Annotated in this window: 21 protein-coding genes and 1 tRNA gene; 9 read left to right on the top strand and 13 right to left on the bottom strand. The window is 28.9% G+C overall.

The features are described 5' to 3' along the window. Positions 1–18 precede the first annotated feature (18 nt). The gene (locus ACODR7_RS02515) at positions 19–1,065 is read right to left on the bottom strand and encodes an ABC transporter substrate-binding protein (protein ID WP_488837031.1); all 1,047 of its coding nucleotides are present in this window, start codon (positions 1,063–1,065) and stop codon (positions 19–21) included. A 60-nt stretch (positions 1,066–1,125) separates the two neighbouring features. Between ACODR7_RS02515 and ACODR7_RS02510 the strand changes: the two genes are divergently transcribed. After that, positions 1,126–1,199 (top strand) — tRNA-Arg (locus ACODR7_RS02510). Between the two features lie 173 nt (positions 1,200–1,372). On the opposite strand, the gene ACODR7_RS02505 is transcribed toward ACODR7_RS02510, so the two are convergent. Further along, complete coding sequence (locus ACODR7_RS02505; protein WP_488837029.1) at positions 1,373–1,903, bottom strand: antirestriction protein ArdA; 531 nt, start codon at positions 1,901–1,903, stop codon at positions 1,373–1,375. Between the two features lie 941 nt (positions 1,904–2,844). On the opposite strand from ACODR7_RS02505, the gene ACODR7_RS02500 reads away from it, so the two are divergent. From ACODR7_RS02500 to ACODR7_RS02465, 8 genes are all read left to right on the top strand, one after another. Further along, complete coding sequence (locus ACODR7_RS02500; RefSeq protein ID WP_488837027.1) at positions 2,845–3,303, top strand: hypothetical protein; 459 nt, start codon at positions 2,845–2,847, stop codon at positions 3,301–3,303. A gap of 9 nt (positions 3,304–3,312) precedes the next feature. Further along, positions 3,313–3,678, top strand: a complete 366-nt coding sequence (locus ACODR7_RS02495; protein ID WP_488837025.1) for a hypothetical protein — start codon at positions 3,313–3,315, stop codon at positions 3,676–3,678. A gap of 7 nt (positions 3,679–3,685) precedes the next feature. After that, positions 3,686–4,132, top strand: coding sequence for a hypothetical protein (locus tag ACODR7_RS02490; RefSeq protein WP_488837023.1), 447 nt, complete (start codon positions 3,686–3,688; stop codon positions 4,130–4,132). Between the two features lie 294 nt (positions 4,133–4,426). Continuing rightward, a complete protein-coding gene (locus tag ACODR7_RS02485; protein ID WP_488837021.1) occupies positions 4,427–5,875 on the top strand; it encodes a hypothetical protein in 1,449 nt (482 codons plus the stop codon). A 35-nt stretch (positions 5,876–5,910) separates the two neighbouring features. Then, entirely contained in the window at positions 5,911–7,122 is a 1,212-nt protein-coding gene (locus tag ACODR7_RS02480; protein WP_488837020.1) for a JAB-like toxin 1 domain-containing protein, read from the top strand. Beyond that, the gene (locus ACODR7_RS02475; RefSeq protein ID WP_488837018.1) at positions 7,109–7,648 is read left to right on the top strand and encodes a hypothetical protein; all 540 of its coding nucleotides are present in this window, start codon (positions 7,109–7,111) and stop codon (positions 7,646–7,648) included. The genes ACODR7_RS02480 and ACODR7_RS02475 overlap by 14 nt, the downstream gene beginning before the upstream one ends. Beyond that, the gene (locus ACODR7_RS02470; protein WP_488837017.1) at positions 7,648–8,709 is read left to right on the top strand and encodes a hypothetical protein; all 1,062 of its coding nucleotides are present in this window, start codon (positions 7,648–7,650) and stop codon (positions 8,707–8,709) included. Before ACODR7_RS02475 ends, ACODR7_RS02470 begins: the two co-directional genes overlap by 1 nt. A gap of 12 nt (positions 8,710–8,721) precedes the next feature. Then, the gene (locus ACODR7_RS02465; RefSeq protein ID WP_488837015.1) at positions 8,722–9,612 is read left to right on the top strand and encodes a hypothetical protein; all 891 of its coding nucleotides are present in this window, start codon (positions 8,722–8,724) and stop codon (positions 9,610–9,612) included. A gap of 89 nt (positions 9,613–9,701) precedes the next feature. Here ACODR7_RS02465 and ACODR7_RS02460 read toward each other — a convergent pair whose 3' ends face one another. The 11 genes from ACODR7_RS02460 to ACODR7_RS02410 form a co-directional block, all read right to left on the bottom strand. Next, on the bottom strand, positions 9,702–11,951 hold the full coding sequence (locus ACODR7_RS02460; protein ID WP_488837014.1) for a DEAD/DEAH box helicase: 2,250 nt from the start codon (positions 11,949–11,951) through the stop codon (positions 9,702–9,704). Then, positions 11,951–12,892 (bottom strand): HamA C-terminal domain-containing protein, encoded by a 942-nt coding sequence (locus tag ACODR7_RS02455; protein ID WP_488837012.1) that lies wholly within the window; start codon positions 12,890–12,892, stop codon positions 11,951–11,953. Before ACODR7_RS02455 ends, ACODR7_RS02460 begins: the two co-directional genes overlap by 1 nt. Before the next feature lie 30 nt (positions 12,893–12,922). Continuing rightward, complete coding sequence (locus ACODR7_RS02450; protein WP_488837010.1) at positions 12,923–13,192, bottom strand: hypothetical protein; 270 nt, start codon at positions 13,190–13,192, stop codon at positions 12,923–12,925. A 143-nt stretch (positions 13,193–13,335) separates the two neighbouring features. Continuing rightward, positions 13,336–15,072, bottom strand: a complete 1,737-nt coding sequence (locus ACODR7_RS02445; RefSeq protein ID WP_488837008.1) for a DUF4209 domain-containing protein — start codon at positions 15,070–15,072, stop codon at positions 13,336–13,338. Further along, on the bottom strand, positions 15,069–16,589 hold the full coding sequence (locus ACODR7_RS02440; RefSeq protein WP_488837006.1) for an LA2681 family HEPN domain-containing protein: 1,521 nt from the start codon (positions 16,587–16,589) through the stop codon (positions 15,069–15,071). The genes ACODR7_RS02445 and ACODR7_RS02440 overlap by 4 nt, the downstream gene beginning before the upstream one ends. A gap of 221 nt (positions 16,590–16,810) precedes the next feature. Beyond that, positions 16,811–19,333: a DEAD/DEAH box helicase gene (locus ACODR7_RS02435; protein WP_488837004.1), complete on the bottom strand. Its 2,523-nt coding sequence runs from the start codon at positions 19,331–19,333 to the stop codon at positions 16,811–16,813. 208 nt (positions 19,334–19,541) lie between these two features. Next, positions 19,542–20,771: a BT4734/BF3469 family protein gene (locus ACODR7_RS02430; protein ID WP_488837002.1), complete on the bottom strand. Its 1,230-nt coding sequence runs from the start codon at positions 20,769–20,771 to the stop codon at positions 19,542–19,544. 149 nt (positions 20,772–20,920) lie between these two features. Beyond that, positions 20,921–21,244 carry a hypothetical protein gene (locus ACODR7_RS02425; protein WP_488837001.1) on the bottom strand — a complete coding sequence of 108 codons (324 nt, stop codon included), beginning with the start codon at positions 21,242–21,244 and terminating at the stop codon, positions 20,921–20,923. Positions 21,245–21,367: 123 nt separating this feature from the next. Continuing rightward, the gene (locus tag ACODR7_RS02420; RefSeq protein WP_488836999.1) at positions 21,368–21,643 is read right to left on the bottom strand and encodes a helix-turn-helix domain-containing protein; all 276 of its coding nucleotides are present in this window, start codon (positions 21,641–21,643) and stop codon (positions 21,368–21,370) included. A gap of 129 nt (positions 21,644–21,772) precedes the next feature. Next, positions 21,773–23,263 carry a hypothetical protein gene (locus ACODR7_RS02415; protein ID WP_488836997.1) on the bottom strand — a complete coding sequence of 497 codons (1,491 nt, stop codon included), beginning with the start codon at positions 23,261–23,263 and terminating at the stop codon, positions 21,773–21,775. Positions 23,264–23,281: 18 nt separating this feature from the next. Beyond that, positions 23,282–24,550 (bottom strand): phage integrase SAM-like domain-containing protein, encoded by a 1,269-nt coding sequence (locus ACODR7_RS02410; protein WP_488836995.1) that lies wholly within the window; start codon positions 24,548–24,550, stop codon positions 23,282–23,284. Positions 24,551–24,762: the final 212 nt, after the last annotated feature.

The raw sequence follows: 24,762 nt of genomic DNA, 5'->3' as shown, positions 1-24,762 counted from the left end.
ATAAGCAAATAGTACGAGTTACTGCAATTCTTTCATATAAGTAAGCTGATAATCCGGTAAAAGTTCCGGATGGAAGATCTTAATGTAATCTTTAAGGATCAAATCTGCTCTTACCACGCCGCTTTCGAAGAAATCATTGGCTTTCAGTTTTTCTTTTCCCGCAATGGTATATATTTTCCCTTTATTGAATACATCCAGCTTCCCATAGAAAGGATTCATGCCCAGCATTTCTTTTTTCGAAGCATGACTTCCTGCATTTACCCAGTACTGAACTCCTCCTGCTTTGGCATAAACTTCCTCAAAGCTCATTGTCAATGCTTTTTCATCTTTATTATCCTTCATGATATAATTGGCATGGGCATCCGAAATATAATGAGCTACGGAAGTATTTCCTCCCGGAAGATACCAAACATCTCCATACATCTCATTGGCAAGTACAACAGGTTTTTCTTTTGCTTTTGACGCAAGCTGCTTCAGATCTCTGTAACTTTTTTCAACTTCCTGATATTTAGCTTCTGCTTCTTTTTCTTTTCCTAAAAGTTCTCCGAAAATTTTGATATAAGCTGTTTTTTCCAAAGGTTTCTGTTCCATGTATTCATCCAGAAATATCACCTGAATACCATTATTCTTTAAAAGCTCATAAGTATTGTCAAAACTTGCAATATGATTGGTAAAAATAGCATCCGGTTTCATAGAGATAATTTTTTCCACATCATATTTCTGTTCGCTTCCTACATTCTGAATTTTTCCTTCTTTAATCAGATTCTGAATTTTTTCCGAATAAATATACTCCGGACTGGAAACTCCTATGATTACATTTTCTGCTCCAAGCTCCGAAATATAGCCAGCCATACTTGCATTCAACAGGATTATTTTCTTGAAAGGCGTTTGATTTTTCTTAAAATTATAAGTGAAATTCCCCGATTTTAGTTCCAGGATACCATCATGTTCCTTAAATTGGGTGCGGTTTGAGATATTCGTCCAGTCTGAAGACGAAATTTTTGATTCTCTTTTACAGGCAATTAGCGAGAAGACCGTGAATAAAAGTAAAATTTTCTGTTTCATGTTTCAAAGAACGGAAAAAAGTGGTATATTTGCAACCGTTAAACAACAAGATAACAAAAAGGCCTCGTGGCGCAACTGAATAGCGCATCTGATTACGGCTCAGAAGGTTACAGGTTTGAATCCTGTCGAGGTCACTAAATTTTAAAAGAGAATTTTGTAAAATATTGAAAAACAATTAATTACAAATTCTCTTTTTTCTTTTTGTATCCGTTTTTGTATCCGAATTTTCAAAATATACTTTTTAAAAGCTATTTAAACTTAATTAAATCTATCTGAATTGTAAGCCGTTTACTGTAATACAAATATACTATGATTTAAAGTAATGTCCGTTCGATTCAAAATAATCATACATAATATTATGTGCCGTAGCTTCCCAATCAATCACAACAAAGCTAGGCAGATTGAACGGTATATCATTTTGATATAAATATTCCACGAACTCAATATCATTTGCATATTCACCGTAATAGAAGTTATTTACATACTCAAGGAGACTTTGAAAATCTATATTCCCTAAGCAATCTAAACAGGCTTCAAAAACTTCTGAATCATATTCCGAATCATTTATTTGCTCGGCAATGTTGTAAATTTCGGGAGATAAAAAACTTTCCCCTATCAATCTCAATTTTTCAAATAGAGAACAACCCTCATAATCGGAAACTAAAAATTCAGGGTCAGATTCATCAGAATGCAGTTCATACATTACCTGTTGTAATTCTTCAAAATCAGAATAATCTGAAAGGTTAAGCCATTTGCCATACAGGCTTGAGTTATTGTACTTAGCGTACGTTGATACATAGATACTGAAAGTATCAAGACAATTTGTTAACTTTGCCATGTTAATAAGTTTTAGATGAGTTAAAATTTATTGATGTTGCCTTGTTGTGCTCCAACACTTCAAGGCATTTTTATTTTGAACCTTTTACCCAAAGGCACAACGCTAAAAGTAGCTTGTAAAGATGTATAAATATACAACAAAAAGCCCATAAATACAAGCGCTTCAGGTACTTTTTACTCAAAAAATCAATACTTTTTTCAGGTTAGTTAAAAACTTTTAACCACTCCGAGTGCAGGAGAAACAAAAATAGTTGCCAAAAACCTAAAATCGTTGGTAGGGGCGGTTAGAAAAAGACGTATCGACCTATATATACTCTCTCTATAGTAGGTTGGGTCAGGATGCCTATATGAAAATTTTGAGATTTCGTATAGGGGTACATTTTTATAGTAAAAGTTTGATACGGTGGGGTAAATAGGTCGGTATATATAATGTTGTCTTACTATCACCCTTCAACTAAAACAGATAAATAATACTCATCTATTATACCATTGTTGAGGGAAGCAATTAATCATTTTGGTGTAAATAGTCATACAAAGTATTGACAAAATCACACCTATTTTAAAACATTGATTTTTCATCCTCGACAAAAACATAGAGACTACTTACCACACCTAAAACGTAGATAAAAATCTTTAATTCTGAAAAAAATTTCACAGGTTTTTGAAGCGAGGTCTAAAGATTCGTAAAATTTCATATTTTTGTAGCTAGAATTTTAACGAAAAACAAAGCGTTTGCTTTTTATACTACCTTACAGGAATCTGGTAAATTCAAAAATTAGGAGTAGGTAAATAAGCGAAATGCTCATGCCATAGGCGTGGGCTTTCCTGTTTATATCCTAATGGCTTACCAGAGCCTCTGTAAGAATAGATAGGCAAAGTTCCACGCTGTTTGCATTTATTAACCTTTCACTTTGGGACTGAGTGATATAACAGCACTCATTTATGAAAAAGATTCTGCAAGTCCCTGCACTGCTAATATCCACAGCACTATCCGTGTTGTCGTGTGAGAAAACCAAACCCATTAGAGAACCTGACCCTTACATTGATTCTATACAGGCACGTATGAAAGTCAATGAAAAGATTCAGTTTGAAGAGATTGACCGCAAACTTGAAGCACATGCCAAAGCCCAAAAAAAATACGTATTTGTTCGGTTGCTTGTTGAAGAAGATTATGGAATGGATACAAGACAAGCCAACTTTGTCTCAGGAATCCAGGATATAACGCATGATTTGAGCGAAGATGAAAAAGCACAGCTTGAAGACCTGATAATCTCTAAATACTTAAATTCTTCTGGAGGACAATTAGGCAATGGTAGGATTAAGAAAAAAGAAATCTTCACTTTCAAAAGTTACGCAGAAGCCAGTGCCAAAAGAAACAGTTTTTTAATCATTGACAAGTAACAGGATAATATGAAAAAGATTTTACTAATTCTAGCGGTAGGAGGACTGACAATGCAAAGTTTATCTGCGCAGACAAAAACATTCAATTATAATATGGTTCAGGTGGTCAAAAACATGAATGTAACTGAACTCACCACACGGAAAACAAAGATTGTAGTAAACAAAACTAAAAACACAATCAGCGTAATAGATTCTGAGTTTCCCACTCCCTATGTCTTTAAGATTGACAGCTATTGTGATATTACTACCCCGTCTATCAACTGTATGATACGTGACAGACAAAACAAACTCAACTTTTTCTCCTATAACAAAAACAGATTAGAGATTATGGATATTGCAGGAGACGGAACAAGATATATTAACATTAAACCATAACAGTATTATGAAAAAACAATTATTCCTAGCATTATTGGTAACAGCTACATTATTAACTACAAGTTGCTCGAACAACAATGATGATGACAACACCCCAACCAATCAACAACCTGCCACCACCCAGTATTTTCATCCTCCTGCATGGGTTCAGGGAACATGGAAATACGCACCGTTTGGAACACCTATGGACTCTCCATTAACACTAAAGTTTACTGATTCTGATATTATTTCGATTAGTTCAGGAGGAAAACAAACAAGCTGGACTGAGAAAATCAAAGTATCGCCTAATGGAGCTAATGTTGATGAAGCTATTACCAATACTGAATATAATGTTACTATAAAATACAACGGTTCTGGAGCTACTAATTTTTATGAGTTCAGAAAAATGTCTGATACAGAGATTCAATACAGACAAGCTCCTGTACTGAACTGGACGAGTTTGGTTAAAAATTAATCCTAGAGCCTTGACCTTATGGGTTAGGGCTTGTTTTTACCTCTTCAAACGCTTATGAAAAGGATTGACAGAAATCTGCTACATAGTACTAAAATCTGCTACAAATTTATATCAATACTCTCCTTACTTTATTCACATTCACATTCAAATTTATCTACTATTTCAAATGGGTAAAAAAAATAAAATACGTCATGATTTGTCGTTTCTCCTAAATATATTTGTCAAACAATTACGGTTTCCCACATTATAGGGAAATAAAAAAATTCTTAAATTGTAACCCAAACACTAAATGCAGTGCAAAAAATTTATTTTAGTTCCATTCTCTTACCTTTAAGCTTGTTAGGATTCTCCCAGATTCCTAATTTGCCAACAGGGGAACAGCCTAATATTTCTACTTTTCAGAATTATTCTGATAAGAATTTTAATGGCCCTCAAAAGAATCAAAACATCCCAGCCCTACCTTCATCATTTTCAAGTTCAAATGCTTCCAGAATACAGCAACAAAATATGGCGATGGTTCAAAATGATTTGAAAAGAACTGAAACCGAAGAAAAAATAAAAAAACAACAAATATATTCTGATGAAGTCCAAACGCAAGAATCAAAAATATACTTACTTAACTCATTAGCCGATAAAGAAGGAACAAAAGCATATTATTCAGCCTTTAATAATCTTTCAAAATTCAACCCTGAAGATTATTCAATAGCGGATGCGGTTTTTATTGTTGAAAATGCTTACTACAATAATGATAAAAACTTCCAAAGCACATTTCAAAGTGGCATTCAGAAAGCTGCAAAAATTATTCAGAATCAAATCAGTAGTAAAAAGATTGATGAAAATGATAACAGTTCAAAGAATTTAGCCATATTCCAATATTTTGCTGATAATACCAAACAAAATGGAAAAGTAGTGCATAAAGCTATGAAGTATGATTTTGAGGATTATATGGGAGTAAAAGATTACTCCCAAATGTTTGTTTCTAAGCTCATGAAATTTAATACTGGGCAATGTCATTCAATGCCATTGTTGTATCTGATTTTAGCAGAACAAATCGGAGCGGAAGCCTTTTTAGTAATGTCTCCGAATCACTCTTACATTCGATACATGGATGATTCGGAAGAAATGCTAAGTTTAGAGCTTACTAACGGAATGTTTTCAGCAAATTCCTTTGTCCTTAACTCTGGTTACATCAAATCTGAAGCATTACAGAATAAACTGTATATGCAGAATTTAAGTAAGAAAGAAGTCTTATCGCAAACATTTGTTGATTTAGCAAGTGGTTACATTCACAAATTCGGATATGATGAATTTGTAGGACAAGTTCTAAATAAAGCATTAGAACTTAATCCTAATAATATCAACGCTACTTTATGGAAAAGTAATACCAATCAAATCCGCTTTCAGGAAGCTTGTAAAAGGCTAGGAATTAACTATGAAGATAAACAGGAATTACAAAACATACGAAACTATCCAAATTTAATAGGTCAACTCCAAGAGATTAATAATGAATTCGATAAAATTGACCAGTCAGGATTTAGTATAATGCCTCCAGAAGATTATGAACAATGGTTGAGTTCACTGAATACTGCTGAAAACAAGCAAAAAAGTGAAGAAATTGCAGAACGTATGAGAATTCTGAATGCACAAAAGCAAAAAGAAATCCAGCAAAAACAAAAATTAAGACCAATACCTTCTAAAAAAGAAAATCCTAAAGTTTACACCATTCCTAAAGCATGGTTATAAGTAAAATTGTAAATTTAGAAAAGCATAATTGTTATATGAAAAGAATTGTATTTTTTAGTTTTTTGACCTTCGCAGGTTTAGCACAAGCACAGGTTAAAAAAAGTAAGTCAAAGAAACCAGAGAAAGAATGGGTGAACCCTGTTAAGCTGACAAAAGAAGAGAGAAACCGTCCATATATGAGTGAAGTTCTGAAAACAAGAGACCCTCTTACTCCTGAAGAAGCTGAAAGAAGGCGTAAAAATATTGAAGCAGGAAATCCATTCAAGAAATATGGTTATTATCCTAAAGTTGCTACATTGAGCAAAGGAAAATATCTGGAATTTCATGATAAAGATAGTATTGTTGTCATAGGTTCAGTAAAATTCAACACAAAAACACAAAAGGTTATTGATATTCTGGAAATAGATTTATCAGACCCAGATGCACAACCTATTGGTGATACTCATGGTAGGTGGATTTCTCCTGACCCCTTAAGTGAAGAATTTTCAAGCTGGTCCCCATATAATTATGTATTTAATAATCCCATAAGCAATATAGACCCTGATGGAATGGCCCCTCTTACTGACTATAAGTTATTAAAAAATGGTGAGGTTCAACGTGTAAATCCATTGGATGGCACTGAAAAAGATAAATCTGATACACTTTTTGCAACAGATAGCAGAGGAAATGTAGATAAAAGTAAAAGTGTGACTGTAGCAAAAGATAAACCAAGTGATGGTTCAGTTATTAGTGGATTAAGTGAAGGAGGAGAACTAACCCCTAAAATATTAGGACAATCTACAGCTCCATATTTTTCAGAGGGTTTTACTCAAAATCTTAATGATGCTTTTAATGTTTATAATTTTTTAGATAATAATACTAATAGTGGTGTTGAATTTTCTTTAGCAAATTATGACGTTAATGGACAGGATAATTTTCAAATTGCAACTATGCATGATATAGATGGTTCTCAAATTAAGTCGAATAGATTTTCAAATGATAATTTGATTTGGTCGGTTCATAATCATGATGGACCAAGAGGTTTGGATTACAAAAATGTTGGAAACCAGTGGGGACAGGATAAAATTACAATGAATGGTATCTTTAGAAATAATGCAAGTAAGGGATTAGGATTTCCTAGATTTTTTACTGTAAATGATAATAATAGGATGATTGAGATAACTCGAACAGGTCAGAATACAAGTAATACCCAACCATTTAATGTTCAATTTTTAAAATCACTTAAAAGAGTTTATGGTAGCAAATAATTTAAACAAAATAGGTCTTGTGTTGATAATATTATTGTTTTCTTCCTGTAAAAAGGAAAAAGAAATTCTACTTGCTCCTAAAAAAGCTCAAACACTGGAACAAAAGATTTATGATAAAGCTGATTCATTTATGGATTCTGCAAATTGTAGAAAGGATAAAGTTATAGCAATTAGGTATCAAAAGTATGATGAAAAGGAATTCATACAAATATCGGCTCAAGATGTTTTTATTACCGATTCATTATTTATGCTTAAAGAGAAGAAAAACCATGTTATAGCTTTCTATAACAAAGAGTTTTTTGGAAAAATTCTGAAATATAATAATGACAAAAGTAAAAGAATAATTGAAAAGAATTCTCAATGGGATTTGTATAAAAGTAATTATACAGGTACAGGAATTCCTTGTTTTAATATGTATGAACTTATTAATGGAAAACTAGTTCAAATCCCTACAAATAGCTATTATTATAATAATCTGTTTGCTAATCCTCCAATGTTAGAACCAGCCCCACCACCAGCAAAATGATGAAAAAGATATTTGTATTTACAACCTTTCTAATTTTATCTGCTTTATCAAAAGCGCAAGAAAATCAATTCTATAATGATGCTTATCAAACATTAGAGAGTATGCTTACTGATAAACAGTCCTACAGTTTTAAATCAGCCGTTTTTAGCGTTGAAAATGCATATTACCAAGGGAAGTTAAACACGGAAGAATTAAACCGTAAAATCACATTTCTTACAAAGTTTTGCAATCAGCTTATTATGAACAGAAAATTGCAATATTCAGAAAAAGATGAAGCAATTGTAAACAAGTATGCTTCAATATATACGATAATGTGCCAAGCTACCCCTGTAATTGTAGGAAATGATACGTTGAAATATAAACCTTTCACCTATGATTTTGAGGATGTATTTGGGCATAAAGAGTTGTCTAATCTGTTTGTATCAAAATTGTTAGATACACAGAAAGGAAACTGTAATTCCATGCCTTATCTATACAAAATTATTGCTGAAGAATTAGGAGTTGATGCTAATTTAGCACTAGCACCAAATCACATTTACATTAAGCATAACATTAAATCAATAGGCTGGTTTAATACAGAGCTGACAAGCGGTATTTTTCCACAGGACTCTTGGTTAATGGCTTCGGGATATATCCATTTAGATGCCATCCAAAATGGTGTTTTTATGAAGGCGCTTAACAATAAAGAAAGCCTTGCATTGTTGTTAGTTGACTTAGCAAATGCCTATGAAAGAAGCTATCCAGAAAATGATGGAAGCTTTTCTTTGAAATGTGCGGAAAGAGCAATACAGGTTCACCCTTATTTAGCAAACGCCTTGATATTACAGGCTGAAACTCATAAGAAGCAATTTCAAAAACTTATGAAAGAAAAGAATGCTAAAAATATTCAAACTATATTATCCGATTCTAAAGCAAAAGAGTTATTTGATTTGATGAATACAGAATATGCTCATATTCACAAAATAGGTTATCGCAGTATGCCAGAGGAAATGTATTTAGATTGGTTGGTTTCTTTGAAAACTGAACGACCGAAGTATGAAGATAAAAGGCTACAAAATTAAAAAACTTTGACATTGGATTTTGAACAAAATATTTATTCAATTGATTTTGCTAAAACTAAAGTTATTTGGTTTGCTGGCATGCCATTAATTGTACCTGAAACACTAACGTTTGAACAAGAAAAATATATAAAAGCAGCATTAAGAACTTTATTTTATGGAAATACTTCGGTCGATAATATTTTAAAAAGTAGTTATTTTAAAGATAATGTTGAAATCATGCTTCAAAATAAAAGGAATTATGAAGAAAGTGAACTTAAAGAATATGATGATTTGAGGAATACGTTTTTTGAATTTCAAGAAAAAATATATTTTAATTACAAACAAATATTATATAATATCAATTTTGAAGAAAAAAACGTTGCATATTTTCATTGTGGTTTAATTTATAAAAAGCTTGATAGTAATTTCAGCGCACTAAGAATGTTGATTAAGTATGATTATATTTATGAATGTTATGCGATAATTCGACAGATGATTGAACAAATAGCTTTTGCATATGATACACAATTTAGAAATGAAATAAAAGATTTTCAATCACCGACAAAATCAATTTCTAAATTAAAAGAATTCTATCCAAGTATTGGCATTCTTTATGGAGAACTTAGTTCAAAAACTCATATTGATTCTTCACAATTCGCAAACCATTATTATGTCAATCTTAAAGATGAAAAGGAGTCTGGAGTGATTCTACGGTCTAGAGAGAAAACGTTTTTAATATGTCATCGAGCATTGATTATGTTAGACTTATATTCTTGTGTTTTTGAAAATATATTTTATAATGAAATTGAAAATTTTTCATGTATAAAGAAAAACAAAATGCTCCTAAAAAAGAGAGAGACAAGAAATTTCATCAACATTTTTGGAAAAGCTTACAGCAAATTAATAAAAAATATTTTTAAATAAAATTAAGTTAGCCAATACAATGTTTCAATAAAGTAACAGTCAGATTAAGTATTGACTAATTCAAATTAATAGGTAAAATCTAAATTTCTTTAAATTTCTTTAAATTTCTTTTTTTCATAATTTATGAAAATATCATTAGTATATATCTCTTCATTTCTAATATAATCAATAACTTGTTCTTCATTTAAATCTGGTGGAATTAATTTTTCTATTTTTTTTAAAGCAGAAGAAGGAATTCCAAATTCACTTAATAATGATAGGTTTTCCCGTAAAAAATCATTCTCTATCTGATTACTGTAATAGCTGTAATTTCCTGGTCTAACTCCATATTCATTACAAATGCATTCCTGAATTGAATTTATGACTGATAACCATTTAGGAATTTTATATTCAAACCAGTGTTTTTGAATTTGAAAGTTCATAAGAATAAATTCCTCCTCAATTTCAAAATTACTTTTTGACGAATACTTTTTTCCGTAATTGAATTTTCTTATTTCCTCAATTTCATCTTTACTCTTATCTTTATTGTCTTCATAAAAATTAATGCATTCTATAACATAATCAATATCATTATTAATTAAGACTTTTATACTATTATGATTCCCATAACCAAATGTTTTATTAACTAACCTTCCTATTCCTAAACTTTTTGATTCTGTTTTTTTCATTAAGTAATTCCATCCTAATGTCAAACAATATTTTAATTGTTCGTAATTTGGATATCTTGTCCAGCTAATTAGTGGGTAAACATTTTTAAAGTTAACTCTTATTTCCTCAAAAATATTTTTTTGACCAAAAACCTGTACCCCATTATCTCGTATTATATTTCTTTCGTTTTCGGGAATTTCTAAAATAATAGAATATTGTTTAAGATTTTCATCTTTAACTTCATTGTATTCTAAATTTATCAAGATTTCATCAGATATAGGGTTCTGCTCGTAAAATGGTATATCAACAATTACTTTTTCATCTTCTGGAACTAAATTAAAATTAAAAACCTTACCAATATAGTGAATCATCAGTCTGCCAGCACGTCCTTTTATATTAGAGTAATCAAAAAAGTCGATTTCAACATTATTACCTTTAGTTTTATCAAAATAAATTATATTTTTAGCACTAGTATTAACCCCTTCAATAATGGTGCTCGTGCAAAAAAGAAACTTTAGTTTATTTTCGTTAAAATATTCTATAATAGTATTTGTTATATGTTTTTGTAAAGCCCCATCATGGATACCAATTTGATTGTTAAGTAAATCAATTAGTGACCATTCTGTTGAAATATTAATTTCAATCCATTCAATCAAATCAATTTCTACATATTGATTTAAATTTACTTTGTTCTTTAATAAAAACTCAAGAAATTTTAATGATAAATATCTTACTCTAGCAGGTGATGAGCAGTATATTATAGATTGTTCATTTTGTAGTGATAATAATAACTCAAATAGCACATTTTCTTTGTATTCCTTATATTTAATTGGCTTGTCAAAAAAGTCTTTATGAGGTTTATACATATCAATAACTTTAGTGTCAACTAATGAAGATTTTGTTCGATAAAATATTGCATTATATTTTTCAGCAAATCCTTCTGAAATAGAATCAATATTCGGCCCTAGAAGATAAAATTTCGGATTGAATGTTTTTAGTATGTAATTAAAAGCATTATTTAATGAATCTGCGCGCTCATCGTCTCTTTTTGCACTTAATTTATAAAATTCATCTATTATGATTAAATCAACATTAGTAAACTGTTTATATTCATTGACTCTTTCTGCAGTTAATAAGAATAAGTTTTTTTTATCAGCACTAGGAGTTTGTGTAGTGCGTACAATTATTTTATAATTTTCTCTATATTTTAAAAGCTTTTTTCTTGTTTCGTCTAGTAGAGCTAAAGTAGGTTGAATAATTATAATATTCTTATACTTTAAAGTTGCTACAATTTCTTCAATTAAAAGACTTTTGCCAAAACTAGTAGGTGCACTTACTATAATATTTTGATTATTGTTTAGAAGTGACAATAAATATTTTTGGTCTTCGTGTAGTACCTTTCCAATATTAGAGGAGGAATGATATGCATTTCGTATTAGCGCATCTGTAGATGTTAATTCTAAATTTTCTTTAGATATATATGGATAAAATCCTATTCCTTCTATCAAGTCAGCTAAAATTGGATTAAGTGAACTGTCGAATTTAGATAGATTAGCTAAAACATTAACTAGAAGTTTTTGCGAACTACTTTCATCGATTGTGATTAAATCAGAAATTATTTTGAAAATTTTAAAAGTATTTTCAAAATCAATAAACTCTTGCGTTTCTATATAATTAATTATATCCTCCATTATTCTCCAATAGATTGTAATAAAGATAATTTATGATGTAATGCTTTTACCATCTCTTTCTTATTCTGTATAGGAAATAATATTAGAATTATATTAAGATTTGTTTTAAAAGGATGGTCATTATTATCATCAAAATATTTTTTTAAGGAATTCATTTCTTCTAAATATTCAGTTACAAATTCATCTAATACTTCGTTGTCATATTTTGAAAATAAATCACACTGGTATGTACATAATAAAGGAATATTAATAGTTTTTAGTTTTTCAATAAGAGCTCCAGAATTAGTAAGAGTGTTAAGCCAATAATCCATATTAGGGATATTATTTAAGTGTTTTAATTTTTTAGATATTAAAATAAACTCAGATTTTAAATAATCTGATTTAAAATGTTCTTTGATATCATTAATTAATTCCTTAATCCCTTTTTTACTATTAGTGTAAAGTTTAGATTCTCCTAACCACAATGTCCCATTATCTTCTTGGATATGCACAGAATCAAATCCATGTACAGCATGACCAAGAGAGTCTTTAAAATAAATTTTTGATAAAAGTGGTACGGTTTTATAAAAATCCCGTAATAATAGATGAAGTATGAGCTCCCCAAATTCTCCACGTTTTAAATATTTATCCTCTAAATCGTCATCAATTTCTCCACCATTATCATAAATATCTTTAACTTTCTGAAAAGCGTCTATCTTATAAATTGATGCAGCAGCATCAGTAAGTTTATTTAGTGTTTGGGTATTATCCGTTTGTGTGTCTTCATGAAAGCCGAAAGCAAATTCATGTATCACCTCGGTCAATTTTTTAACTAATGGCTTGAGTCTATATACTTTCCCACCATTATCATCTAAATCAAAACCGACTAAAAACGTACTAAAGTCTACCTCATTTATTTTGTTAGTAATAATATTTTCTGAGCCAAAAGGTGTTTTATACATTTGATTAACAAGGTTATTAGTTTATTAAAATTATTTTTTCTTATAATTGAACAATTTTGACTCATAGATTAAAGGATATTCCGAAATAAGATATTGAATTACTAGTCTTTTCTGGTCCCCATCTTGATATGTTATTAACTCTCCTCTATTATTAAAATTTAATCTTGGTTCAGGAATACTAATTGAAGTTAGTAGCTGTCGATTAAATTTATCAACAATAAATTCAGTGTCATCAACAATTAAATCATTTAGCAAATTGTTCAGTTCATTATCGTCCATTATTTTTTTTGTAGCTCCCATATATTTTTTATCCTAAATATTATATTTTATCACAATTCAAATCAACGAAAAGCTCTAATAATCAAATATATGAAATTGAATTATAGAGTAAACTAAAGTTTATTAGAAATCATTGAAATAATATTTCACTTTATCTAAAATAATCACTGTTCTACGTCAAATTCAAACCGACTTATTCTTAAAATGCATAACAAAATCAAACTTATTTTTTTCAAATTATAATCAGATAATTTATAAAAACCATGGGCTATATCATTTCTAATATTAAGACCTTGCCTTGTAAAAACTAATTTAAACAATTCTATCTCAGCTTCTTCATAAGTTTCTTTTATCACTTTATGTTCAAGCATTTCTTCTAACAAAATTTCTTCACTAATTCCATTTTTTATTTTTATTGTTGTTCCGCCACATAATCTTATAAAGTCTCTAAGAATACCCTCAAATTTTAATGTCAAAGAATCAATACTTAATATAAATGAATCAGTTTTAAGTTTATTATGAATAGTCTGATATTCAAACAAACTAAAAAAATTATACAAACCAGGTCGGAGTAAGGTTAACCAACTTTCTTCAATTTCAATATCCCCTTTGTAAAATTTGGTCGGTCGGCCTATCCATGTTCCTTTGAAAAAATTACTGAAATTTTGATAATTTAAATGCCCATTGAGAATTGATTTATAAAGTGTTTGTTCAAAGATTGGCATAAAAAATAAACTATAATAAGTTGAGATATTTTCACTGAGACTATTTCTACTTTTCTTTTCATTAGCATTATTATTTATATCCATCAATATTGTTGTGAAATGACCATCAAACAAAGATTTATTCCCTTTTTCTGTTGTTACTGTATGTAGATTATCAAATTGAGTTGCAAAATATCCAATGATATATTCTGCACTTAATGTTGAAAGAAAACTACTTTTAGAATCAATGATTTCCCATAATATTTCCAACCCTTTATTAGTTTCACTGGACATTGAAAAATTAACTTTATTAAGATTTACACCAAATTTGATTTTAGTTAATTCTTCTAAAGTTTGTTCACTATCAACAGTCTTTCCTGCTAGCTTTTCATAATCAGCTTTTTTTCTTAATAAATTGAGTTTAACAAAATCATTTTCTTTTCTATGATTAATTAACACATTCTCATTTTCAGCCATCATTGAATATAATTCTTTGATAGGTAGTTTAGCTTTCTGAATTAATGGAATCAATATCTCAAATCCATATTGGTTTGGAAAATAATATTGTATCTCAAATTTTATATAATCTCTATAGTTTGAAAGTAATGTTTTTAATAATACCGATGAAATCAGTTTATTATCAACTAATTGTTCTAAATAGGAATAAAAATCATAAGGAGTTGAAATATTATTTTTAAAATCCTGGAGATAATTTAAGTAGTCTTCTTTTCTATATTTAGTTTTTTCTACAATTTTTCTACAAATCAGAAATAATTCATTTGCATCTCCAAATGTTATATTTTTAGATTTAATTTCTTTTTTTAAGATATTAAAAGTTTTGTCAAATGCTATTTTTGAATATTCTTGATTTTTAGTTTTATTCCAAAGGATAATAAGGTATCTTATTGTAATGTAAGAGTTTTGAGTATTTTCAATCCTTTCTTTTATATAATCTGTTTCATAATCAGAGAATAATTCATCAAAGACAATTTCAGGACTAAAAAACCTACTTATAAGTTTGCCTTTATTGAACATTAGTGAAAGAATTTTTCTTTCAATTTTAATAAGTTCTATTTCTTCATTATCTAATATCTTATCAAACTTAATTTCAAGAACATAATCAGTGTCTTTTGTATTAATATCCTTAGTAAGTTCAAGTTTTTGATACAGTTCTTTTAGGTTAGCTTTTTCCATCATTTTTTAAATTGGTCATCTAAAGTAAATAATTGCATGCTTCCAAGTTCATTAGAGTTATATTCCTTCTTACCTTCTTCGATATTAATGAATAGAGAAGTATATATTATTGCAGCTCTAATTGTTTTCATTAGCTTAAATGTTTTATCTATGAAATCATTTCTGTCTATAACGTATGTAAAATTATCTTTGGGGGTTCTTGAGTTTTCAAATTCTACAATTTTAAATGATTTATGTTCAATAAAATTTCTAATTGTAGATAGCTCTTTAGCTTCAGGTTCTAGAAATGAATGTAAATCTTCTTTTTCAAAAAAGTCTTTATAAAGCCAAAACAATCCTCTTAATGCCAAATTTTGACTTTCCATGATTATTGGATTTGGCTTTCCTTTCACATACCATATTTTTCTATAATTAACTTCTCTAGATTCAAAACCTAATTTTAAATAGGTATTTATTAAATAGGCTATTTTGTCTAAAATAGAATAAAATGTTCTAAATGCTATTTTACTTTTTTCAAGATTATAAGAATATGTTGAATAATCAAGAATATCTATGATAGCATTTTCTCTATCAGAGAAATGAGGTTCTTGATTAGTAATAGAATCATAAAATAAATATCTTGCAGAGCAAAACTCTTGCTTAATTTGATTAAAAAACGAATGATAATTGTAAATCTCTAAATCTGCTTTTTTTACAATAATTGTTGGGAGACACAATATGTCTTGCGCAACAATATCATCATTTATAATATCATTTAGTGGATTTAAGAATAAGCTATTATTGATACACCATTTCCTATAGTTTTTTTCTTCTAAACTTTCTCCTAAAGAATAATTGTCAAAAATATTTTCAGAACTTAAAAATGTATTATCTACTTTTTCTTCTATCCAAGAAACAATTTGTGAAAAGGACATTTTAGCTTCAGGATAAATATCATTTGACATTATTGCTTTATTTAAGTAATTATATGATTCTTTTAAGAAGTAAGCTTTGTGAGAATCATCATAGAGAACTTGTGCATAATGAAATAATCCAAACCCAAGATTTCCTATTGCCATTGGAAAATCTTTTTTAATACTTAATACTCTTTGCCAAGCATCTATTGCTTCTGAAAATCTTCCTAAATGGCTTAAATCATTTCCTAAATTTGTCAATACTTCACATTTTCTAGAGATGTTCTTTGTATCTTTAGAATGGAGTAGAGCTTTTCTGCAATTTAGAATTTCTTGAACTAATTCTTCATTTTCAAATTCCCAAAACTCTGGACTATTTAAATTTTGAATCATCATCTTCTTGTAAGACCAAGCATTAGACAAGTTGTAATAAAATGTCATTTTATCATCATCTGTAAAAGTATCTAGAATAATCATAGATGAAATTTTAATACCTCTTTCTAAATCCTTAAGGGTATTTAGTTCTCTTGAGTATTCATAGATAGTACCTAAGATTAGATTAATTTCATTGGGTGTCTTTTCATTTATATTATCTAACTCTAAAAAAGTTTTTAACGTATTTCTCATAAAAATTCAGATTTAATCAAAAATACAACACTATTACGCATTGTATCTGCGTACTTGGTAAATTGTCTATAAAATAGTAAAGAGTCCGTATCACAACTAGTGAAAACGGACTTCTTTTATGATTTTTTTTGACCTTCTATCAGAATGGTTTTCATTCAAAGAATTCTCAACCACATCATTGAATTCTGAAACTAATTCTTTTTAACAAAATATCTTATTGATTATTTTTTCTTATAATAAGCCTCTGAATATTCAGTCCACAAAGAATTTAAATCTAGCTTATGAGAATCCAAGAAACTGTTTATTTTCAAATCAGTAAGTGATTGAAGGTCATAATTTGAAAACTCTTTAAAGAATGATTTTACATTATTTCTCAAAAATCTAAGCTTTCCTTTTCGTAAAATCTCGACATCATGAGTAAAATTAGCATTAAAAGCCAAATTCTTTGTTGGTATTATCAAAATTCTTTTGACAACTGCATCACCATAAATATCATGAAACCATCCACAATGAGAATTCATCTGACTAGCTTCACTTTTATTAATCTCTTGCCTACCTCCATCAACCTCACTTTTACATTCAAAAATAAAATATTTATTACCTACTCCACACCATAAATTATCTGGACCAGTTTTAAACTCTTTGTCTGGCCTTTCACTTAAAAAACCTAACATTAAACCTAACTCTCTAAATGCAGCTTCGAACTTATCAGAATCTGTACCGAATTCTAAATCGGACAATACCCCATCTACTGAAATCATTAAATCTTGGTAGCTTTCAAAGTCAGATAAGTAATTCTTAATTCTTACTATCCTATCTTCATTAATAAAATTTATTTTTTTATAAGTTATTCCTTCTTTAGGTTTTAATAATTCATGATTTTTTAAAAATGATGATTTCTGTAGATTATTTGATTCAACCTTACTAGTAAAATATTTATAGCGTGCCATAATCTGGAGATACCACCCTCTTTCACTATCATCAAAACAAAAATCATCTACTATTTTTTGAATTTTGCTTGCTGCTCTTTCATAGTCTCCAATAAACCCTGCAAGATATGCATCTCTTTCAAGCACAAGCATCTCATAAATATTAATATTTTCCTGAGAATCAATTACCTTATTCATCTCCTCCAAATAAAACTCTTTCCATCCTTCATCCCGTTGTAGACTTTGTAGCATTAGCCCCTTTAAAGCATCAATAGGCTTAGTATTATTTGAAATATCTTCAATTGCCATTTGAGCAATATCAAAACCTATTTCTATTTGTTTTCTTGTTTGGGCTGAAAAGTATTTGCTAGTTCTTGAACTTTTTATAAATTTCACTAAATCTGCGCCAATAATAATTATAATACTATAATCTTTTTCACCTCTAACACTTCTGCCTAACCCTTGTTCTATTTTTTGAGCAACTTTTATATTTACTAAGTCACTAGTAATTCTGTTTGATTCCTCATATCTATCAGATAAGGAATAAAAATATGGTTTCCCATCTATTAATAAAACTCTACACACTTCGTCAGGCAAATCAATTCCATCATACCTATTTGCAAAAACAACAGAATTTTCAAAATGACCATTTTTTAAATCTTTAACAACTCCCTCAATTTCTTCACTTTCTGGAGATATAGCTCCTAAATCTCTATATGTTGTTGTCTTAGAAAAAGAAGATACTAAAGATACTATTCCATAATTTTTCTTAAATGGAGGTATTAAACTATTGACAATTGTAGTATAATCGAGAGAATCATCCATTAATGAAGGAATTAACAGCATTTTTTCTCCTGACCACTTTTGTTCACGATTTTCAAGAGGTTTTTTTACTGCATCAATATCAAAACCTAACCCTTTAATAAAAAAAGAATCGTCTTGCGTAGTAGCAGACATCAATATTCTCTGCTCTGCTTTATGAAAAGAAGAGAACTTTTCTATCGGTATGTGCATAGGACTAATTTCTAATACTTGTCCCGAAATAAATGCTTGACAATTAGTAATATTATCTTTAATAAATGACCAAGCAAATTTTATTTTATTATCATCTCTATTTTCAGATAAAATTTGTAAAATTTCATCAGATTTATCAATCCAATTCCAATAGGGAATGGGTAAAAAAGAATTATAATCACCATTTTCAATTTCTAGAAATGTACCATGCCCTTGTTCAGGCAAACTATCACTAAACAGATTAAATATTTTTTTATAAACTATATGACTTTTACTGATTGAAATTGTGAAAGAGTCTTTAATAGAATCTATACAAGCATGAGAGTCATCTAAAATTATAGTATTAACATGTATGTAATCATTTCCTAATCCAAATATCGTTTTACCATTGAAAACTTTCTGGACATGCGTTATCAATATCTTATTTCCTTCAATAAAGTCGTTAGGTAATGCCCCATCTTCTTCAATTGAGCAGAAAGGAATACCAAATTTTTTCGCATCTTTTTTTACCTGATGTACGAGATATAAATTCGGACATATATACAAGCAAGGACCTTTACCAGAATTAATTTTTGACAATAAAATTAGTAATCCAATTAACGTTTTCCCCTCCCCTGTATGCAGCTTAATAATTAAATCTCTATCATTTAATCTTTTTTCAAACCATTCCGTCAAAACTTTATATTGAGCAGGTCTTAAAGGTCCCGCAATGCTTCGTCTATCAAGAGTTGAATATATCTCTATAGGATTTGTTCTCTTTTCAATATCAGGTTTATTCAACCTTTTCTTAAAATCTACCATCGTTATTAGTTTTTTAAACTCAAATATAAAAATTTAACCTATATAATTTTTACGGGAAACCATATTTTTATCATAAGTGAATTATTAATATTAACCTTGCAGAAAATTAATATAATAAGTCACATAATTTCCGTCTTAAAAATTGGTAAACACCAAAGAATATTTTAAATAAATCTTTGTGGTAGACTCTAAAAACAGAATTTACAATCTATAAATTATCACAATGCGGTATAGTCTCTTTATTTTCTTTAAAATAGTCATATATCATTGTTTTTCTTAATCCTGTTATTTCCATTACTTTTTTAGGAGTAATTGTGCCATTTTCGTGACAATTCCAGTTACAGAATACTTCTGAGATTATATTTTTCTTTTCCTGCGTTTTTTCTCTTTTTTCCTGATTCAGGATTTCTAAACATTTTCTGCTTTTTTCAATAGCAGTAAGAGTAATATCTTTAAAGAAAAATCTTTTGGTTTTATTTGTTCGTAGATGTTGTCTATTCTTAAACGCTTTGTCTATTATTCCCCGAACTTCGCCATTTTCTAATGGGGTCAGTAAATTTATCATATTGGCATGGAATATCATTTTAGATAATGTATCCCTATCTAAATCTGGGTTTAGAAAAAGTAAGCGCTTTGCATACAATCCCAAAGCCTTCTCACGGTTGCCCTCTCTTACTCTTTTAGGCATAAAGGCACTATGATATTTTACTTTATCCTGACCACAATCATAAATACCTCGGTCATCGTATATAATATTCAGACCTTCAATAGCTTCATTAAGATTATTATATCTTATACGAATTTTTCCGTCACAGTGTATACCTATTAAAGATTTATCTTTAATGATAGTGTGGCGGAAATTTTTAGAGCCTGTACTACTAAGTTCTACTGACTGCTCAGAAACTAATTCTGCAACAGGAAAAACCTCTACATCATCATTATAGTATGCATTCGGGTCATAAGAAAGTACTGTAAGCCTGTCAATAGACACCGCCTTACTGTCAAAAGGTATATCAAGTAGCTTTGCAATCTCTTGGGTAGCAGCTTTAAAGTTAGCAGGTGTCAAACCGTCTACTTTAACTACCAATGTAAGACCCGCATTAGATAGACTCCTCCAATAGGCACATATATAAGTAGTATTTATTTCTAAATCCTGCTCGGTCTTACCATCCACATCAATATAAAGGTATCCTGTAGATTCTGCTACATTTTTCCCTATAATATATCCGTCTGAAAAGTTAAAGTTAATGGATATTGCAGGAAGTTTGCTTATTTTAATTGTCTTATATTCTACAGAATCTCGTTTTAAAGTTCGGACATATTCAACCTGTTCTAAATGTTCAGGTGGTGGATTACTAATAAATTTTACAACTTCTTTGATATCTTGGAATGAATCAGTAATAGTGCGATTAGTACAATAATCTATTTTGCTAATCATATTAATATTGTTTTAAAAAAGGCATAGCATAGGCTATCACAGTAACTTTCACTATGCCATTTTAGATTATGTTAAAAATTTTTATTTTGTTTGAGCCGAATAGTCAAATTGAAATTCAGCTATAATTAGGAATATCAGAAACTAAGAACTCATGTCCATATGTCACCGCTGAAAGGCGACATCTTTACGTGAATGTCCAATAGATTGTAATCTCTTTCACAAGCTAAAAAATCTTCAAGTTCTGATTGCAAATTATCAAAATCAACCTCAAAATTAGGATTTAGATTTACACTACAATAAATTGTATTATCAACTTCTATACTTATAAATACTTCAGCAATACAGTCATTTTCACAATGAACCCAAATTAACTCTTCGTCATCTTCTTCAAAATAGAAATTTGACTCATAATACGTTTTAGTAATAATTTTTTCATCTTCGTTAATTGTCTGTTTGTTTAAATTTGTTTTCATTTTCTATAACTTAAATTTTAGCACAAGGGATACCCACACAATACTCGACTGTGCTTTGATTAAACATTAAAAGTGTGGTAAATAATTAAGGAATAATTGGAATGGTAAGAATTTCCCGTAGTTTTAAGAAACTTGTTTCAATTTTGAAAAAACTTCTTCTTTTGAGTAATACACTCTATTGCCAATTTTGGTATTTTTCAATGTACCGTCATTATTCCAATGAAATAATGTTGTCAAACTTACATTTAAAAGTTTTGCTGTTTCTTCACGGGTATAGAACTCTTTTTCTGTTGATTGTGCAGGAATGATTTTTTCTAATTCTTCCCTAACTAATTTTTGAATGAATTGACCAAAAGAATCTAAATCTATTTGCATCAATTGAATTGCTGAATTTGTCATAATTTTTATTTGTTTAAGATTATGATGCAAAGGTCCAGATAGGGAAAACAGGGAAAAAACAGGGAAAATGTTTTTAAGACAAAATGATTCAACTTTCTGATTATCAGTTATAAAAATTTTAATTATTTTTTATCCTAGAATCGGTTTTAATTTTTCCCTATTAATTCCTAATGAATATTCAATTTCTGTAAGAAAAATATCAGTAGTTTTATAAGTGAAAGGATAGTGTTTACCCTGTGAATTGTCAATGTCAATAAAATTTTTAAGATATTGTTGTTTTAATTCTCTTTTATTATCTGTATTGAATTTAGTAATTCTTTCAAAGGAAGCAATGGTATCAAATCTCTTTCCTTCAACCTCATAGAAGTAATCAAAAATATAGAAGAAATAACAAAACCTAAAAAAATAAATATCATTTTTAAATTCTATTCCTTTAACACCATTACTACTATATTTATTTTCTGAAAGTGCATTTAAAATAATTTTTATAGTACCGTTATCAAACGATTTTGATTGTAAATAATCAACAAAAGCCGATTTTTCTTTCATAAAAATATCTAATTCATTCTCAAGAAACTTGTTTTCCTGTGAATACACTTTATCTCCATATCGCAGTAAATTCAGATATTTTAGCTTCATTCCGTAAAGAGAATGCTCTGCATTTAATTCTAAATACTGATATAAATTGACTCCTGTAAGGTCTGCAAATCGTAATAATTCTGATGCGTTTAATATGTTAATATAATTTTTAAGAGATTCTTCTAAAGAGATAAAAGATGATTGTAAAGAGATTATAGAAGATTCGGTATTATTAAAAAAAGAACCATCAAGTTGCGGAGTCTGAAATGAATGTTCAAAAAGTAATTTTTCATTTTCATTTATTTGATAATCCAGATATTTCTCACGGCTAGAATATTTATTGATAAGTATTGATTCTGACACCCCATTAACTTCCCTTATAAAACGACTTAAAAAGTTTGATGCCCTTTTTTGTAAAGAAAATACAAGTGAAGCATAATAACTTATATAAATATTTGGAGATGTAATTTTAAGAAGTAAGTAATTTTGAAAGTGTTCTGATATGACAGCGGAATTAATTTCATTTTCATTAATTGGTAAACTTTCAGATTTATTTTTTTGAAGCTGCTGTACTATATTAGCTGAAATAATAATTATAGTCTTAATTACACGTACAATATTAGTAATCTCTTCATCATTATAAATTTCATCAACAGACCCAATATTAGAAAAATCGACTAATCCGTCATTAACTATTACTGCATTTATATTTAAAAAACGGTTTATATACTCGAAATAATCTGCTATTAATTCTTCTGAGTTTTCTATTTTTTGAGGTGACAGCTCGCTTGGATAATAAGATAATAAATCATTTATCGTTTCTGAGATTATTATATTTTTAATATCAGTGCTTATGTCTGGTTGTATAACGTCCAACCTAACTTTTATATCTCTAATATCAGGTATGTATGTAGGCTTTTCTACTTCAAAATTTTGTAAAAAAAACTCATGTATGCCATGATATGAAACAGGGTCTTCCATAGCTATGACATAAACAATAAAATCTAGCGCTATTCCTCTTTTGGATTCTATATTAATCATATTTGATAGCGTAAATTATTAAAACCCAATTTTAGCAAAACTATTTGCTGTCCGTACCGCCATTTCTTTTTCTGTTTTACCAATATACATTAAAAACTGCTTTTCAGTTGAATGACCTGTTACATACATAACATCTGCTGTAGGTAGCAGAGTGTGAAAATTAGTTGCGAAACTTCTTCTGCCGATATGACTTGCAACAAGTTTATATTTTGGATAATCGCCTAGAACTCCTCTTTTTGTTTTATCTTCTAAAACTTGAGATTTACTACCATAAACGAGTTCATTTATTTTAGCATGTTTACATACAATTTTTATATCCTGATTAAGTCTAACATCTGATATTTTCTTAGGAAACTCTCCACCTCTTTTATCCAATATTTTTTGTACTTCTATAAGTAATGGAATTTGCATTAATTTTCTCGTCTTTTCCTGTCTGAACTCTATATATCTCATGTCTTTATCTTCCACAATCATAGATTTTTCAAATCTAAGAAAATCACTCACCCTTTGACCTGTAAAACAAGCAATAATTAACCAATCTCTTGCAATATCTAAATCTTCTTGTATTAATTTACATTTTTTAATGCTTTCCAATTCTTCAAAATTCAAATAAATATGTTTTGGTTTATCTTTTACAAATTTTGTAACTCCAAGTTTCCACTCCTTCGTGTGTGGATGGGTTTCAATGTCATAATTTTCAGCAAATTTCGATATAGCTTTTGCATCCTTTAATTTGCTGTATATTGTATCATGCTTATAATTTATATTTAAACAATATTTTTCAAAACTATCTTTAAAATAGTTATCCATTTCTTTAAATTGTATAACAGGAGGTCTTTTACTGAAATTACAAAAGTCAATTAACATACTTTTCAGAACTTTAATTTTGTAGTTGGTTCTTTTTGTAATTGAATTTTGTCTAAGCTCTAAATAAGTATCAATAAAATCAATTAGATTTGATGAGTAAACACTTTTTTCTTTAGGATTTAAAATGTCATTTACACAAGATTTTAGCCAAACCTTTAAATCCAAAACAGAGTTAAGATTGTTGTACTCTTGTAAAATATATCCTTCTATTTTTAATAATTTGGTATTGATAGATTCTAAATCTGTATCAAACATTTTTTTATTGGCATTTTTACATTTCCCATTTTTCCATTCATCAACACTACATTTTAATTCTTTCATGGATAAACTAATATCAATATCCTTATCCTTAAATCTTACCCAAATACTGCTAGGTTTATTCTTAATGTTACTTCTCAGAAAAAATACGACTGATGCCATAATTAAATAATTTTTTTGTTTTCTAAAATACTAAAATGTATCCGTTTTTGTATCCGAATTATTTATTTTACCTAAATTAATTTAAATTCACTTTAATTAAACATGCCTATTATAAGCTATTTACAGATACTATTAAAGTTTAGGAGAATAATATAAATTAACTTGATGTAGTCCTGTCGAGGTCACTTAAAGAGACAACTATTTGATAGTTG

Source organism: Chryseobacterium sp. FG46 (assembly GCF_057809135.1).
This window is presented reverse-complemented; position numbering and strand designations above follow the sequence as displayed.

Coding starts and splice junctions, on each gene's coding strand:
- ACODR7_RS02515 (WP_488837031.1), bottom strand. CDS start 1,065: ATGAAACAGAAAATTTTACTTTTATTCACGGTCTTCTCGCTAATTGCC.
- ACODR7_RS02505 (WP_488837029.1), bottom strand. CDS start 1,903: ATGGCAAAGTTAACAAATTGTCTTGATACTTTCAGTATCTATGTATCA.
- ACODR7_RS02500 (WP_488837027.1), top strand. CDS start 2,845: ATGAAAAAGATTCTGCAAGTCCCTGCACTGCTAATATCCACAGCACTA.
- ACODR7_RS02495 (WP_488837025.1), top strand. CDS start 3,313: ATGAAAAAGATTTTACTAATTCTAGCGGTAGGAGGACTGACAATGCAA.
- ACODR7_RS02490 (WP_488837023.1), top strand. CDS start 3,686: ATGAAAAAACAATTATTCCTAGCATTATTGGTAACAGCTACATTATTA.
- ACODR7_RS02480 (WP_488837020.1), top strand. CDS start 5,911: ATGAAAAGAATTGTATTTTTTAGTTTTTTGACCTTCGCAGGTTTAGCA.
- ACODR7_RS02475 (WP_488837018.1), top strand. CDS start 7,109: ATGGTAGCAAATAATTTAAACAAAATAGGTCTTGTGTTGATAATATTA.
- ACODR7_RS02470 (WP_488837017.1), top strand. CDS start 7,648: ATGAAAAAGATATTTGTATTTACAACCTTTCTAATTTTATCTGCTTTA.
- ACODR7_RS02460 (WP_488837014.1), bottom strand. CDS start 11,951: ATGGAGGATATAATTAATTATATAGAAACGCAAGAGTTTATTGATTTT.
- ACODR7_RS02455 (WP_488837012.1), bottom strand. CDS start 12,892: ATGTATAAAACACCTTTTGGCTCAGAAAATATTATTACTAACAAAATA.
- ACODR7_RS02450 (WP_488837010.1), bottom strand. CDS start 13,192: ATGGGAGCTACAAAAAAAATAATGGACGATAATGAACTGAACAATTTG.
- ACODR7_RS02445 (WP_488837008.1), bottom strand. CDS start 15,072: ATGATGGAAAAAGCTAACCTAAAAGAACTGTATCAAAAACTTGAACTT.
- ACODR7_RS02440 (WP_488837006.1), bottom strand. CDS start 16,589: ATGAGAAATACGTTAAAAACTTTTTTAGAGTTAGATAATATAAATGAA.
- ACODR7_RS02435 (WP_488837004.1), bottom strand. CDS start 19,333: ATGGTAGATTTTAAGAAAAGGTTGAATAAACCTGATATTGAAAAGAGA.
- ACODR7_RS02430 (WP_488837002.1), bottom strand. CDS start 20,771: ATGATTAGCAAAATAGATTATTGTACTAATCGCACTATTACTGATTCA.
- ACODR7_RS02425 (WP_488837001.1), bottom strand. CDS start 21,244: ATGAAAACAAATTTAAACAAACAGACAATTAACGAAGATGAAAAAATT.
- ACODR7_RS02420 (WP_488836999.1), bottom strand. CDS start 21,643: ATGACAAATTCAGCAATTCAATTGATGCAAATAGATTTAGATTCTTTT.
- ACODR7_RS02415 (WP_488836997.1), bottom strand. CDS start 23,263: ATGATTAATATAGAATCCAAAAGAGGAATAGCGCTAGATTTTATTGTT.
- ACODR7_RS02410 (WP_488836995.1), bottom strand. CDS start 24,550: ATGGCATCAGTCGTATTTTTTCTGAGAAGTAACATTAAGAATAAACCT.